A 15,426-nucleotide genomic window follows, 5' to 3' on the forward strand; every position below is an offset into this window, starting at 1 on the left:
CCCACACACCTTTGTCTTTTTTCTCTCTTTGTTTTATCCTCTATTCTACCGCATGATGGCCGGAAAAAGAACCTCCTTCTTCTTTACATCGATGATTCCCTGCGGCGTAATCCGTATAAACGGCAAGTGGGTCGACGATAAAAACAACAAATTATACACCGGATCATGGTAACGATACCCAAACGCCTTCAATGTTGATTTCAGTTCTCTTTCTTTCTCGATCAGCTCATCCACTTCCCCATCGAACATCATCCCAGCTAAAGGCAGAGGCATTTCATAAATGATTTCCCCTTGATGAGCGAGGACAATTCCGCCGCCAATCTCTTTCATTCTTTGGAATGCCAGCAACAAATCCCGTTTACTCTTCCCAATCAACACAATATCACCTGTATTGGAATAAGAGCTGACCAAGCCGCCTAGTTTATTGGTGAAGCCTTTGATGACAGTATTGACCCGCCATCCCCCCTCGCGGCTGGCCAGCATAAGAAATGCTTCCTCATACTTGTCCTCGATTTCATCCACAGTGACATCCAACGTCAAAGCAACTGGTTTGATGATGACATCGTTGACCATTTCCAAACCGATTGGAATCGAAAACTGTAAATCGCCGTCTTCCAACTCCCAATCCAGCTCCAGTGGTCCAATTCCATACTTGTTCCAATCAATAGAACGCTCATGCGGTACCTGGCTGCCATCACGCTTTATCCACTGACCTTTGGCAATTACCGACACAGGGTCCGGGTTGTCTTTTGTTTCGAGCAGGTTGATATGTGCCACCTGTCCTGGTGCGATACTGCCTAGTCTGTCGCGCATATTGAAGTGTTTGGCTGCATTGTAACTGGCCATCATATAAGCATCTTCGACCGGGACTCCTTGTTCCAGGGCTATGCGGATGCACTGATTCATCATGCCTTTTTCATAAAAAGAAGGTGTCGATCCATCCGTGGTCATCGTAAGCTGGTCGAACTGATCCACGCCAAGTTGTCTGATTTCCTTGAGTATTTCTGGTAAATCAGGTCGGATCGAGGAATAGCGCAGTCCTACCTGATACCCGTTTTGCAGACGTTCCACCACCTCCTGCCCGGACATGGATTCGTGATCGGCACTGGCGCCGAGCAGCTTCATTTTAACCAAGGTATGCTCCGAGGCTCCCGGAAAATGGCCTTCGATCGGTTTTCCCAACCGTTTGGATTCCTGCATCCAGTACAATATTTGATCATCGTCCTCCAATACCTGCGGCCACGAGGTAAGCTCCCCGCCTTGGACAACCGCTTCATGTTCAAGCCAGGACAGAACCTGCGAATTGCTGAACACACCAAGTTCTTCCTGTAAAGAGGATTGGGCATCGAATCTGGCCCACCAATACATCGAAATGGGTAATTCCATAAATCGATCCATTAGTGTAAACGCTCTCTTAACATCCAATAAATAAAGCCAAATCAGGTTGTCATTCATCAAGGTTGTCGTTCCAGACTGGGCAGCATATTCACTCAACTGATGCGGATTATATAATTGCGATGGGTGGGCGTGCGGCTCGATGTAACCCGGTACAGCGTACTTCCCCTTACAGTCGGTTACTTCGGTCCCTTCGATATTTTGCGGCAGGCGTTCCCCGACATAAACGATACGATCCTGATACACCCAAATATGTGCTTTGATCCATTTTTTAAGAAAGACATTTAAATAAACGACATTTTTCAATAATAATGTCGGAGCAATCAAACCGTCGATGACGGAAACATGTTCACGTAATTGTTTATTTCTCCAGCGATAGCGATGCTCATTCATGCAAATTCTCCTATTCTCTGATTGTTTTTTCTATCGTACCATAAGGTATCTTCCCAAAGTAAGCGGTTGCAAGTTAATATAACAAAATTTTCATATTTTCTAATATCATTCTATTCATGCATACAGTTTTTATTAAGAAGGAAGTCAGTACCGTTTGAAAACCGTGCTTTATTCCTGCAGCATGAGTGTTTCTACCTCTTTGTGGCAAAATCATACGGGATGAGCAGCTGCCAATCGTTAAATAGAGGAAAAGCTTTCTTATATATAAGAAAAAATGTTAGCAGCGGAGGAAATACTCGAAGACTCCAGCGGGAGGAAAGGCATCGGTGAGACCCCGCAAAGCGAAGCTTGAGGAGGCTCACCAGCCGCCCGCGGAAAGCGAAGGGTATTTCCGCAGCGCGCAGTACACTTATAAAAACGGTCTTATTTTAGTATCGGAAATGTCGGGAAAATGTTAAGGACATGAAAAGACAGCCGGCGAGCGGCTGCCTTTTCATGCTTTTTCTGTGTTTTGTTGAAAACCGATATCACGACGATAAAAAAAGTCCTCACTGGCGTCAAACCTTTTCAAAAAACGGGAAACCGCTTCCTGAGCAGCCAGCTGATCTTGCTGAACCGATCCCGTCAGCAGTACCCGACCACCTGCAGAGACATACCGATCCTCTTCAAGCTTCGTACCAGCGTGGATGACAAAGCAGCCTTCTGCTTCTGCCCCGTCAAGCGAAGGTAGCGGTCTCCCCTTTTCATACGCACCCGGGTAACCGGCAGAAGCAACCACTGTGCCGATACAAGCTGCATCCTTCCAGGTAAGCTCTGGATCTTTTCCTGCTTTGACGTCGATAATCACTTGCATGAAATCATTTTCCAGAAGCGGAAGGACTACCTGCGTCTCCGGATCGCCCATCCTGGCGTTGAATTCAATGACCTTCGGACCATCGGACGTTTCAATTAAACCAGCATAAAGCACACCCGAGAAGGGGCGGTTTTCTATTACCATACCAGCCGCGGCAGGTTCAAGGATGTCGGCAATTGCCGTCTCGACAACGGCAGCTTCTAAGTCAGGGATAGGTGCATAAGCTCCCATTCCACCCGTATTCGGTCCCTGGTCCCCCTCATATGCCCGCTTGTGGTCCCGGGCAGGCACCATCGGATAAACCTGCGAGCCGTTTACAAAAGCCATCAGGGAAAACTCTTTTCCTTGTAAAAACTCCTCGATGACGATTTTGCTTCCCGCACTGCCGAACTCAATATCTAGCAGTATATGATCAACTGCGGCCAGTGCCTGTTCCAGCGTCTCAGCGACGACTACTCCTTTTCCGGCTGCAAGTCCATCTGCTTTGATTACAATCGGGACTCCGTGCTCACGGATATACGCCTTGGCTTCACCAGCATCGGTAAAGGTTTGATAGGAAGCTGTCGGGATACCATATTTGTGCATGAACCTTTTGGCAAAATCTTTGCTTCCTTCTATAATGGCCGCTTCCTGTGCAGGACCGAAGATTTGCAGCTGCTCTTTTTCAAAGGCATTGACAATTCCGGCAGCCAACGGATTTTCCGGACCGACGATCGTCCAATCGATAGCCGCCTCCTTTGCAAAAGCAGCAAGTTCTTCAATTTGGCTATCGTTTATCGGAACACACTGTGCATCCCTGCTGATTCCACCGTTTCCCGGCGCCGCATACAACTTTTCTACAAGCTTGCTTTCCTTTAGTTTTTTGATCATGCTGTGTTCCCTTCCGCCGCCGCCAATTACTAATACGTTCATCCAATCCCTCCCCTTTACTGGTTGGTGGAAAGCAGCGGAGCCCTTGCCTCTGGTTCCGCTGTTGCGTTTACTTTTAGTGTTTAAAGTGCCTCATGCCGGTAAACACCATAGCTATGCCATGCTCGTCACAGGCTTTAATGGAATCTTCATCCCGTTTCGAACCACCAGGCTGAATAATCGCACTGATTCCTGCCTTTGCAGCGGCTTCTACCGTATCGGGCATCGGGAAAAAGGCATCGGAAGCCATAACCGCTCCTTTCGTCTGGTCTCCGGCTTGTTCGAGCGCGATTTTAGCAGCACCCACACGATTCATTTGTCCGGCACCAACACCTAAAGTCTGATCCTGATTCGCTATGACAATCGCATTGGATTTAACATGCTTGACTGCTTTCCATGCAAACAGCAAATCTTTCATTTCCTGCTCAGTCGGCTTTCTTTTCGTCGCCACAGTTAACGCTTGTTCAGTGACTCGGCCCTCATCGACATCCTGAACAAGCAAACCACCGATCACACTTACGACTTTTTGTCTGGTCGTACCGGCGTCTTCCATCGGAATTTTTAACAAACGGATGTTTTTCTTTCCTGTCAGCAGTTCCATTGCCTTCTCAGAGAAGGAAGGAGCAATGACGATTTCCAGAAAAATCGCCTTGAGCTGTTCCGCGGTTGCTGCATCGACTTCACGATTCAAAGCAACGATGCCGCCGAAAATCGAAACGGGATCCGCCTGATATGCCTTTTGAAACGCAGCAGCTACTGTATTCCCAATCCCAATGCCGCAAGGGTTCATATGCTTGACGGCTACTGCGGCGGGCTCTTCATATTCGAGTACCATTTCCAAGGCTGCATTTGCATCCTGGATGTTATTGTAGGAAAGCTCTTTTCCATGCAATTGTTCCGCATTGGCAATCGAAGCCCCTTTTACGTTAGGCTGTTTATAAAAGGCCGCTTGCTGGTGCGGATTCTCTCCATAGCGCAATGATTGTACTTTCTCATATGTAATCGTATATGTTTCCGGAGTGATGTCCCCGGTAATGTCGGAAAAATAACCCGCAATCATCGCATCATAATTCGCAGTATGACGGAAGACTTTGGCAGCTAACCGTTTTCGGTTTTCCTCCTGCAGGCTTTCCTGTTCCAATTTGTCCAGAACCGGCTGGTAATCATCAGGATCGACAACCACTGTTACATCCCGGAAATTCTTTGCCGCTGCCCGAAGCATTGTTGGTCCGCCGATATCAATGTTTTCAATCGCTTCTGCTTCCGTTACACCGGGTTGATCAATCGTTTGTTTAAATGGATACAGGTTGACTACCACGATATCAATCGGATCGATTTCCCGCTCTTCCAGCTGCTGACGGTGTCCGGCATCATCCCGTTTGGCGAGCAGCCCACCATGGATATTCGGATGCAGTGTCTTGACCCGGCCATCCAAAATTTCTTCAAACCTGGTGACATCCGAAACAGGAATCGCCGGCAGGCCTGCTTCCTGCAGTTTCTTCAAGGTTCCTCCTGTTGAAACCAATTCATAGCCGAGCCGGTCCAGTCCTTTCGCAAAATCAACGACATTGCTTTTATCTGACACACTGAATAATGCGCGCTTTTTCATGATTTAATCTCCTCTTTCTTTTCTGTCTGAATGAGTGCTTGGATCGTTTCCGGAAAAAGCCGGTGTTCGATAATTTGAATGTTTGCCTGTAAAGAGGCTCGATCATCGTTTTCCTGAATTCTTATCGCCTCCTGATCAATAATTGATCCGGTATCCATCCCTTCATCGACGAAGTGGACGGTCACCCCGGTCTGTTTGACTCCCGCCGCGAGTGCCTGCCCGATTGCATCTTTTCCCGGAAATGCGGGCAGCAGGGAGGGATGGATGTTGACGATTCTCCCTTCGAAAGGGCTAAGGAGCGTATTGCCGATCAACCGCATATAACCGGCCAAAATCAGCCAATCGACGTGATAGTCGTACAGTCTTCGCAAAATCTCCTGTTCATAATCGGCTTTTGCAGGGTATTTTTTAGCGTGAAATACAAAAACAGGTATTTGACGGTTTCTTGCTTTTCCGATAACTTTAGCTTCAGGTTGATCACAAACCAGCAAGGCGATTTCAGCATCGAGACGATCTTCATCTATTGCTTCTGCAATGGCGGCAAAGTTGCTGCCGGTCCCGGAAGCAAATACAGCCAAACGCTGTTTGTTAGTCATGACAAACGTTCACTCCCTTATTTGCCGTCACTTGCCCGATATGATACGCCTTTTCTCCCTGCCCTTCCAACAACGAGATTGCATCGGCTGCCTCGGAATTCGGTACGATGATGGCCATTCCAATTCCCATGTTGAATACGCCAAGCATCTCCTCAAATGATAGGCCCCCATATTGCTGAAGTACATCATATACTAGTGGGATTTTCCAAGAACCTGCCTCTATCTTAACGCCCAATTGGTCCGGAAGTGCACGCGGAAAGTTTTCATAAAAACCGCCGCCGGTAATATGGGAAATACCTTTTACCTCGATTCGACCGCGAAGCGATTTAACCGCCCGCGCATAAATCTTCGTCGGTGCCATCAATGCTTCACCCAGTGGTTGTGCCAACGGCTCATATGTTTTGCTCCAATCGAGTCCATGCTCCTCGACAATTTTTCGGACAAGCGAAAAACCGTTGGAATGAACGCCGCTCGAGGCCAATCCGATAACTGCGTCGCCAGGCTGGATGTCCCTTCCGGTAATGATCTCCCGCTTCTCGGCAATGCCTACGACAAATCCGGCCAGATCGTACTCACCGTCCTGATACAAGCCCGGCATTTCAGCAGTTTCCCCTCCGATTAGTGCGCAGCCTCCCTCCACGCAGCCTTCCGATACCCCTTTTACGATTTGTTCGATTTTTTCCGGGACGTTTTTACTGCATGCAATATAATCGAGAAAAAACAACGGATCCGCTCCTTGCGCGACAATATCATTGACGCACATAGCCACCAAATCAATTCCCACTGTATCATGTTTATCCATTTCAAAAGCAAGCTTCAGTTTTGTTCCGACCCCATCTGTTCCAGAAACAAGAACCGGATCCTGGTAGGAAAAGGAACCGAGTTCGAACAATCCAGCAAAGGCACCGACACCTCCGATCACTTCTTTTCGATCGGTTTCGGCAATGTGTTTCTTCATCAACTCTACTGCGCGGTAACCAGCTTCGACATCCACGCCTGCTTGTTTATATGCTTCACTCATAAAAACGCTCCTTTTCCATCCACCTGCATAATGTGGTATTCGGCAGGATTGCTATCCTTTTGTAGCCGGAAGTGCCGTTTCAGGATAAATTTCTGTGGGATAATTCCCGGTAAAACAGGCATTGCAGATGCCGTGTTCCGCTGTGTTCCCGCCAGCGACAATCGCATTTTCCAACCCTTCTGTCGTCAAGTAGGAGAGACTGTCGGCACCGATCAGTTCTCTGATTTCTTCCACGGTGTGGTTCGAAGCGATCAATTCACCTTTTGTTGAAGTATCGATTCCATAATAACAAGGGTTCTCAATCGGCGGGGAGGCAATCCGGACATGGACCTCTGTCGCGCCAGCTTCCTTCAGCAACCGGACAATTCGTTTACTTGTCGTGCCGCGGACAATCGAATCATCGACCATGACTACACGTTTGCCATCTACGATTCCTCTGACGGCAGAAAGTTTCATTTTGACGCCCTGTTCACGCAGCTCCTGGGACGGTTGGATGAATGTCCTGCCGACATAACGGTTTTTGATCAATCCGAGTTCATATGGAATCGCGGAGGCTTCCGAGTAGCCGATAGCGGCAGAAATGCTGGAATCCGGCACACCAGTCACTACGTCTGCTTCAACCGGTGCTTCCTTGGCTAGTTCTTTCCCCATCATTTTTCGCGAAGCATGGACGTTCTTTCCGTTCAGATTACTATCGGGACGAGAGAAATAAACATATTCCATCGAGCATAGCGTCCGATTCAACGGAGAAGCAAAGGTCCTGGAACTCACTCCGTGATCGTCTATGATCAGCAGTTCTCCTGGCTTAACCTCTCGCAAATAGGAGGCGCCAATCACGTCAAATGCACAGGTCTCGGAGGAAACGACATAAGCACCGCTGAGCATTCCCAGGGACAATGGGCGTAAACCACGCGGATCAAGAGCTATGTAAAGCTTGTTCTCAGTTAGGATGGAAAAGGCATAAGCACCTTTAATCATACTTAGCGCCTGGATGATCGCTTCTTCCATCTGCAAATGGCCGCTCCGCTTTATCAAATGAGCCAACACCTCGGTATCAGAAGTCGTCTGCAGAATGCTTCCTTGCGCTTCCAACTGATGCTTCAAGGCATAAGCGTTGACTAAGTTTCCATTGTGGGCAAGTGCCATGCTCTCTTTTTGGGAACGGAAAACGAGAGGCTGTACATTCTCATAACCGCCGCCACCTTGTGTTGCATAGCGGACATGGCCTAACGCTGCATGACCCTTCAACCTGGAAAACTCATCCTGTTGAAAAACGTCATTGATCAGGCCGTTTCCTTTATGCAAATGCAAGGATTCCCCATCACTCGTCACAATTCCTGCGCCTTCCTGTCCGCGGTGTTGCAGTGCGTGCAGGCCGTAATAGGCGACTTCTGCCGCCTTTTCGTGCCCCCAAATGCCGAATACGCCACACTCTTCGTTTAAGCCTTTGATTTCAGCAAGCATGGTATGGCCCCTTTCCACAGTGCTTTCAAGCTTTCTACTGACTGGTCGATCACTGATTCCCCATTTAGATGGACGCGGTACTGCCCATCGTCTGTGACGGAGCCGATTTGAATCGCATCGTCCATGATTTTTTCAAACGCCTGTTGTTGCTCACGATTAACGGAAACAAGGAATCGGGACTGCGTTTCGCTGAACAACTCGGTAACAGCGTCCCCTTCGAGTTGAACGTACAGGCCGACCTGGCCGGCGAAACAGCTTTCCGCCAGCGCTACTGCAAGTCCGCCTTCCGCCAGGTCATGAGCAGAGGCGACAGTACCTTTCCGGATTGCCTCCAGCAGCTGATTTTGCCGCTTTGCTTCCAGTTGTAAATCCAAGGCTGGCGCTTTGCCGAAGTAGTCGTTTTCCAGTACATTCTGCAATTCGCTTCCGCCAAATTCCGGTTTCGCTTTGCCGATTACGTAAATGGCATCTCCTGCTTCCTGAAAGAAGGAAGGGGTCACATGATCCAGCGACTCCAGGAGGCCGACCATTCCTACGACAGGTGTCGGGAAGATCGACTGGCCATTCGATTCGTTATATAACGACACATTCCCGCTGATGACCGGCGTATTCAATGCAAGACTTGCCGCACTCATGCCATCAACGCTCTTTTCCATTTGCCAGAAGTTTTCCGGTTTATCGGGGTTTCCGAAGTTGAGTCCGTCGGTCAAAGCAAGCGGCTTACCGCCAGAACATACAATGTTCCGGGCTGCTTCTGCGACCGCTATTTTTCCGCCGGTTTCCGGGTCTAAGTAAATGTAACGGGAATTGCAGTCAGTAGTCATCGCCAACGCTTTATTTGTCCCCTTTACCCTGATGACGGCCGCATCGGAGCCAGGCATGACAACGGTATTTGTCTGTACCATCGAATCGTACTGATCATACACCCATTCCTTGCTTGCAATAGTCGGCTGTTGCAAAAGTGCTTTGAGCGTTTCTCCGTAATTCCGGACACCTTCCGGATAGTAAACAGCACCTTGCTGAAAAGTTTTAAAGTAAGCAGGTACCTTGGAAGGTTTATGATAAACCGGCGCATCCTCCGCCAGGGAGTCTACCGGTATATCCGTGACCACTGCCCCTTTGTGCAGCAGACGAAATTGCTTATCGTCCGTTACCCGTCCTACCGCGACAGCTTCAAGTCCATACTTTTTAAAAATATCGATGATTTCCTGTTCTTCGCCCTTTTTTACCACCATCAACATCCGTTCCTGTGATTCGGAAAGCATTAGTTCGTAGGGAGTCATTCCTAATTCTCGCTGCGGTACCAGGTCAAGGTCCATTTCCATCCCCATCCCTGCTTTACTGGCCATTTCACTGGCAGAGGAAGTCAATCCGGCAGCTCCCATATCCTGCATGCCAACTAGTGCTTCACTATGGATGGCTTCGAGGCAGGCTTCAATCAAAAGCTTTTCCATAAATGGATCGCCGACTTGGACAGATGGACGCTTGCTTTCTGATTCTTCCGACAAATCTTCCGATGCAAAGGTTGCGCCATGGATGCCATCCCTTCCGGTAGGCGCTCCGGCATATAGTACAGTATTGCCGCTTCCGGCAGCGATTCCTTTTTGTATATCCTTCTGATCAATCAATCCGACACACATAGCGTTGACGAGCGGATTGCCCTCATAGCAATCATCAAACTGCACTTCCCCTCCGACAGTCGGGACGCCGACACAATTGCCGTATCCGGAAATGCCGTTTACAACCTCTTCAAACAAATAGTTGACCCGTTCAGAAGCAAGTTTTCCAAATCGGAGCGAATTCAGCAAAGCTACCGGCCGTGCTCCCATGGAAAAAACATCGCGGATAATTCCTCCGACACCGGTGGCCGCTCCCTGGTAGGGTTCTACTGCTGAGGGATGATTATGGCTTTCGATTTTGAATACGGCTGCCTGACCATCTCCGATATCGATGATTCCTGCTCCTTCTCCCGGTCCTTGAAGGACATGCGGCGCCTTTGTCGGGAACTTCTTCAATAGCGGCTTTGAGGTTTTGTAGCTGCAATGCTCCGACCACATGACCGAAAAAATGCCTGTCTCAGTAAAATTGGGCCTGCGGTTTAATACGTTTTTGATGTGCTCGTATTCTGCATCGGTAAGCCCCATCTCTCTGTAAAGCAAATTCTTTTCAATCAATTCCGGGCTTATCTCAGACGCCTGCAACATATGCTTCCCTCCAATGGTTCACGACCGATTTAAATAGCTTCAATCCATCAGCATTGCCCAACACCGTTTCTGTGGCCCGTTCCGGATGAGGCATCATGCCAAGTACATTTCCTTGTTTATTGATGATTCCAGCAATATTTCCGACTGAGCCATTCGGATTGTCCGCGTAACGGAATACAATTTGTCCATTCGCTTCCAGATCAGCCAGTAATTCCTCGTCACAATAATAATTGCCTTCCCCATGCGCAATTGGCAGACGAATCATTTCCTTATTCGCATAGGAAGAGGTAAATCGGGTGTGATTATTCTCCACAATCAGCGATTCCTGACGGCAGATGAATTTCAGTTTCTTGTTGCGCAGCATGGCGCCGGGCAGCAGACCAGACTCCAACAATATCTGAAATCCGTTGCAAACACCTAAAACCGGCGTGCCCGCAGCCGCCCTTTCCTTGATTTGATCGACGATGCTGGAAGATGCAGCAATCGCACCGGAGCGTAAATAATCTCCATAAGAGAAACCACCAGGCAGCAGGATGGCGTCAAATTCAGACAAGTCCGCATGCTCATACCAGACGAGTTCCGCTTCTTCACCGAGGGAGTCCTTCACAGCGTGATACATGTCTCTGTCACAGTTCGAACCTGGGAAAACAATCACCGCAAATTTCACTGGACTGCTCCCTCCTCAATCGTATATTGATAGTCTTCAATCACTGGATTGGCCAGCAGTCTGGCACACATTTCCTCGATTTGCCGGTCGACATCCGTATGTTCATCCAACTGTAGTTCCATGTATTTGCCAACCCTGGCTCCCTGTACTTTTGGAAACCCTAATTTATTTAAAGATTCCTGAACTGCTTTCCCCTGCGGATCCAATACACCTTGCTTTAATGTAACCGTGATTTTCACTGTTTTCATACCGCTGCCTCCAGTCGTTGAAGAATCGTGTTATATACTTGCAAAAGGTCACCCAAATCCTCCCGAAAAACATCCTTATCCATTTTCGCTCCACTGTCTTTATCCCAGAGACGGCACGTATCGGGGGAGACCTCGTCAGAAAGAATGATGTCGCCAGCTTTATTCCTGCCAAATTCAAGCTTAAAATCTGCCAGTTTCAGATTGATATTTTCAAAGAATGCCTGAAGATGCTTGTTTACTTCTAATGCCATGGCTTTAATCTGTTTCAACTCTACCTGTTCGACATCCGCCAGCATCATCGCATGTTCGTCGTTGATCAACGGGTCGCCGAGCTCATCTTGTTTGTAAAATAACTCTACCAATGGAGGTGTGAACACTGTCTTCTCCTCAATGCCGAGCCGGCGTGTGATACTGCCGGCAGCCAAATTCCGGACAACTATTTCAACCGGAATGATCGTTGTTTTTTCCACGAGCTGTTCAGAATCGTTGAGGCTGCGGACAAAATGACTGGGAATACCTTTTTCCCGCAAATAATCAAATACTCTTGCCGATATCAAATTGTTGTACTTGCCTTTACCCGAGAATACCGCTTTTTTCTCGCCGTTGAATGCAGTTGCGTCATTTTTATAAGACAGCACTAATTGATCGTTATTGCTTTCCGCCTGAAATACTTGCTTTGCCTTGCCTTCGTACAATAGCTCGCCCTTCATTACGTCACCCCATCCATATTTGTTTAGTTGTCCGGATTTTGGCTTCTCATCCAGCTTTAAAGGCCGATTCGTTCAAAAATGCCATCCACATTTTTCAAATGGTACGTATAATCGAAACAGTCCTCAATTTCTTCTTTCGTTAACAGGCTGGTGATCTTAGGCTCCGCTTCTATCAGACTGCGGAACGGAGTCCCTTCTTCCCATGCTTTCATGGCATTTGGCTGTACCAAATCATACGCTTCCTCCCGGCTCATCCCTTTATCGATCAATGTGAGCAGCACCCTTTGGGAGAAAATGACGCCGTATGTTTTATTAATATTGGCTTTCATGTTTTCTGGGAATACCGTCAGGTTCTTCACGATAGTTGAAAAACGGTTCAACATGTAATTCAAGGCAATCGTTGCATCGGGAAGAATGATCCGTTCTGCTGAAGAATGCGAAATATCCCGCTCATGCCAGAGGGCCACATTCTCATAGGCTGTCACCATATGACCGCGCAGCACACGGGCTATGCCAGTCATATTTTCCGAACCGATTGGATTGCGTTTATGCGGCATTGCCGAAGAACCCTTTTGCCCTTTTGCGAAAAACTCCTCCACCTCACGGGTTTCGGTTTTTTGCAGGTTACGGATTTCCACTGCGAACTTCTCAATCGACGTGGCAACCAGTGAAAGGGTCGACACATAATGCGCATGACGGTCACGCTGCAAGGTCTGCGTCGAAACAGGTGCTGGTGTAAGTCCCAGCTTCTCACAAACATACTTTTCGACAAACGGATCAATATTGGCATACGTTCCTACTGCGCCCGAAAGTTTGCCTGTCTCGATTGACTTTGCTGCTGCGTCAAACCGCTCTAGGTTTCGCTTCATTTCCTCGTACCAAAGTGCCATCTTTAAACCAAATGTCGTCGGCTCTGCATGAACACCATGTGTGCGCCCCATCATCACGGTGTGCTTATGCTCCTGTGCTTTAACAGCCAGAATATCGATGAACCGCTGAATATCGCTGCGCAAAATATCATTGGCCTGTTTCAGCAAGTAAGATAATGCCGTGTCGACAACGTCCGTCGATGTCAGACCATAATGAACCCATTTACGTTCTTCCCCCAACGATTCTGATACAGCTCTTGTGAAGGCAACGACATCGTGGCGTGTTTCCTGCTCAATTTCCAGAATACGGTCGACGTCAAAAGTAGCGTTGGCTCTTAACTTCTCCACATCTTGTTTCGGAATGTAGCCAAGCTCACTCCACGCTTCACAGGCGAGGATTTCCACTTCCAGCCACGCCTTGTATTTATTTTCATCTGTCCAGATTGCTCCCATTTCTTCTCTTGTATAACGATTGATCATAAACGTACCTCCTGAATGTACACGACTCAGTGATCGCCTTTCTCTTAGTATCCTTCAAAGAAGAAAAACTACTGACGAATCACTGATTCTTTCTCTACTTTATTTAATAAATCTGTTAATTTTCGACCGACAAACGTGATGTGGCCCATTTTCCGGTTCGGCTTGACGCCATTTTTTCCATAAATATGCAAGTGCCCTTCAGCGAAGGACGAAATATCCTCGAGACATGCAGTCATTTCTTCGCCGAGCAGGTTCTTCATGATCGCTGCCCCGTGGAACCACACTGGGACAAGCGGCAAACCACATACCGCACGGACATGCTGTTCAAACTGCGATACGTTGCATGCTTCGATGGTAAAGTGTCCAGAGTTATGTGGTCTCGGTGCCATTTCGTTGATCAATACCTGTTCACCGGCTACGAACATTTCGATTGCAAACGTGCCGACAACTGCAAGACTTTCCGCAGCGGTTTTGGCTGCAGTCAGCGCTTTATCCCGCACGGCGTCGGAAACAGCAGCAGGAGCCTTGGTTTTATGAAGGATATGGTTCTTGTGCTCGTTTTCCGCAACAGGGAAAAAGGTGATTTCGCCTGTTGTCGATCGCGTAAAAACGACCGATATTTCTTTATCGAAAGGAATCCATTCTTCCAAAATACAACGGCCGCTATTGGTGATGAACTGATAAGCCTTAGCCAAATCTTCTTCCGTTTTAGCTGTCATTTGGCCTTTCCCGTCATAACCACCCCGACAAGTCTTCAACACGAAAGGTAAGCCCACTTTTGCGACTGCTGCGGACAATTGCTGTCCATCTTCAATAATGGTAAAAGCAGGTACAGATAGTCCGCTTTCCACCAAACGTTTCTTTTCCGTTTCACGGTCCTGCGTGACTTGCAACAGTTCCGCTCCCTGTGGAAGAACCCCTTCCCGCTCCAGGTAACGCGCTGCCTGTAAATCGACATTTTCAAACTCATAGGTCACCACGTCACTGATTTCCGCCAATTGCTTGATTGCTTCCATATCATCGTAGGCAGCAATGATGTGGTAGTCGCTTACTTGGGCTGCCGGGCAGTCCGGCGTTGGGTCCAGGACAGTGATTCGGTATCCCATATGTTTAGCTGTCGTTGCCATCATTCTTCCGAGTTGCCCGCCTCCAAGTATTCCGATCGTACCGCCAGGTAAAACCTTATTTGTCTGCAAGCTGATCCCTCATTTCCGAAACTTTTTGTCGCTGCTTCATTTGAAATGCTTCCAGTCTTTCAGCTGTCTTTCCATCGAACGCTCCAATCATTTGAGCGGCTAGCAATCCGGCATTTTTCGCACCTGCCTTGCCAATCGCCACGGTGGCTACCGGTACACCGCCAGGCATTTGTACGATGGACAACAGGGAGTCCATCCCATCTAAAGCCTTTGACTGGACCGGAACGCCGATTACCGGGAGAGTCGTCTTTGCAGCCACCATTCCAGGCAGATGAGCGGCCCCGCCTGCTCCGGCAATAATGACTTTTAAGCCCTTCTCTCTCGCCGATTCGGCATAAGTAAACATGTCGTCTGGTGTGCGATGGGCGGAAATAATGTTCTTTTCATAGCTGATGCCGAGCTCCTCCAGCATCAGACAGGTGTGTTCCATCGTTTCCCAGTCTGAAATACTTCCCATGATAACCCCTACACTTGCCATAGCAGACTCTCCATTTCCGATTTATTATGTAGCTCAAACGGATCTTAACGAATGGAAAATGAAAATGCCCATTCTTCTCCTCCTCACTTGCATGAGAGAAGATGAATGGGCACACGTCTACTGTATATAGATGCATCCATAAAACCACCCGAACATGGACAATCCATGCAGGTGACATCCTCCCTCATAGTCCGTCATTTACGGTGACGGGTAGAGACTATCGGGCCGTATTCCCGAAATTATATGAGGAGTGATTCATTTAGCTGATTATGTTGATGCGGCTTCGAAACTCCGCCCTAATTTGCGAATGCATATCTATGATAACAAGCTTTAT

13 protein-coding genes and 1 riboswitch are annotated in these 15,426 nt (G+C 48.1%); all 13 genes read right to left on the minus strand.

All coding sequences use genetic code 11. The annotated features are described in order from the left end of the window. Window positions 1-45 precede the first annotated feature (45 nt). The 13 genes from BN1067_RS02250 to purE all read right to left on the minus strand — a co-directional run bounded on the left by BN1067_RS02250 (window position 46) and on the right by purE (window position 15,092). A complete protein-coding gene (locus tag BN1067_RS02250; RefSeq protein WP_053217305.1) occupies window positions 46-1,788 on the minus strand; it encodes an adenine deaminase C-terminal domain-containing protein in 1,743 nt (580 codons plus the stop codon). Between the two features lie 493 nt (window positions 1,789-2,281). Beyond that, window positions 2,282-3,553, minus strand: a complete 1,272-nt coding sequence (gene purD / locus BN1067_RS02260; protein ID WP_053217306.1) for a phosphoribosylamine--glycine ligase — start codon at window positions 3,551-3,553, stop codon at window positions 2,282-2,284. Between the two features lie 73 nt (window positions 3,554-3,626). Continuing rightward, complete coding sequence (gene purH, locus BN1067_RS02265) at window positions 3,627-5,159, minus strand: bifunctional phosphoribosylaminoimidazolecarboxamide formyltransferase/IMP cyclohydrolase (RefSeq protein ID WP_053217307.1); 1,533 nt, start codon at window positions 5,157-5,159, stop codon at window positions 3,627-3,629. Beyond that, complete coding sequence (purN, locus tag BN1067_RS02270) at window positions 5,156-5,755, minus strand: phosphoribosylglycinamide formyltransferase (RefSeq protein ID WP_053217308.1); 600 nt, start codon at window positions 5,753-5,755, stop codon at window positions 5,156-5,158. The genes purH and purN overlap by 4 nt, the downstream gene beginning before the upstream one ends. Continuing rightward, a complete protein-coding gene (gene purM, locus BN1067_RS02275) occupies window positions 5,748-6,776 on the minus strand; it encodes a phosphoribosylformylglycinamidine cyclo-ligase (RefSeq protein ID WP_053217309.1) in 1,029 nt (342 codons plus the stop codon). Before purM ends, purN begins: the two co-directional genes overlap by 8 nt. 51 nt (window positions 6,777-6,827) lie before the next feature. Further along, window positions 6,828-8,240, minus strand: a complete 1,413-nt coding sequence (gene purF / locus BN1067_RS02280) for an amidophosphoribosyltransferase (RefSeq protein ID WP_053217310.1) — start codon at window positions 8,238-8,240, stop codon at window positions 6,828-6,830. Then, window positions 8,216-10,444 (minus strand): phosphoribosylformylglycinamidine synthase subunit PurL, encoded by a 2,229-nt coding sequence (gene purL / locus BN1067_RS02285; RefSeq protein WP_053217311.1) that lies wholly within the window; start codon window positions 10,442-10,444, stop codon window positions 8,216-8,218. The genes purF and purL overlap by 25 nt, the downstream gene beginning before the upstream one ends. After that, window positions 10,428-11,111, minus strand: a complete 684-nt coding sequence (gene purQ / locus BN1067_RS02290; RefSeq protein WP_053217312.1) for a phosphoribosylformylglycinamidine synthase subunit PurQ — start codon at window positions 11,109-11,111, stop codon at window positions 10,428-10,430. The genes purL and purQ overlap by 17 nt, the downstream gene beginning before the upstream one ends. Further along, window positions 11,108-11,359, minus strand: a complete 252-nt coding sequence (gene purS / locus BN1067_RS02295) for a phosphoribosylformylglycinamidine synthase subunit PurS (protein ID WP_053217313.1) — start codon at window positions 11,357-11,359, stop codon at window positions 11,108-11,110. The genes purQ and purS overlap by 4 nt, the downstream gene beginning before the upstream one ends. Further along, complete coding sequence (purC, locus tag BN1067_RS02300; RefSeq protein WP_053217314.1) at window positions 11,356-12,069, minus strand: phosphoribosylaminoimidazolesuccinocarboxamide synthase; 714 nt, start codon at window positions 12,067-12,069, stop codon at window positions 11,356-11,358. The genes purS and purC overlap by 4 nt, the downstream gene beginning before the upstream one ends. Before the next feature lie 56 nt (window positions 12,070-12,125). Further along, the gene (gene purB / locus BN1067_RS02305) at window positions 12,126-13,418 is read right to left on the minus strand and encodes an adenylosuccinate lyase (protein ID WP_053217315.1); all 1,293 of its coding nucleotides are present in this window, start codon (window positions 13,416-13,418) and stop codon (window positions 12,126-12,128) included. 68 nt (window positions 13,419-13,486) lie between these two features. Further along, window positions 13,487-14,614, minus strand: a complete 1,128-nt coding sequence (gene purK / locus BN1067_RS02310; RefSeq protein ID WP_053217316.1) for a 5-(carboxyamino)imidazole ribonucleotide synthase — start codon at window positions 14,612-14,614, stop codon at window positions 13,487-13,489. Beyond that, entirely contained in the window at window positions 14,601-15,092 is a 492-nt protein-coding gene (gene purE, locus BN1067_RS02315; RefSeq protein WP_053217317.1) for a 5-(carboxyamino)imidazole ribonucleotide mutase, read from the minus strand. Before purE ends, purK begins: the two co-directional genes overlap by 14 nt. A 167-nt stretch (window positions 15,093-15,259) precedes the next feature. Beyond that, window positions 15,260-15,359, minus strand: a riboswitch (purine riboswitch). Window positions 15,360-15,426: the final 67 nt, after the last annotated feature.

It is taken from the genome of Virgibacillus senegalensis, assembly GCF_000821245.2.
Lineage (GTDB): Bacteria > Bacillota > Bacilli > Bacillales > Amphibacillaceae > Sediminibacillus > Sediminibacillus senegalensis.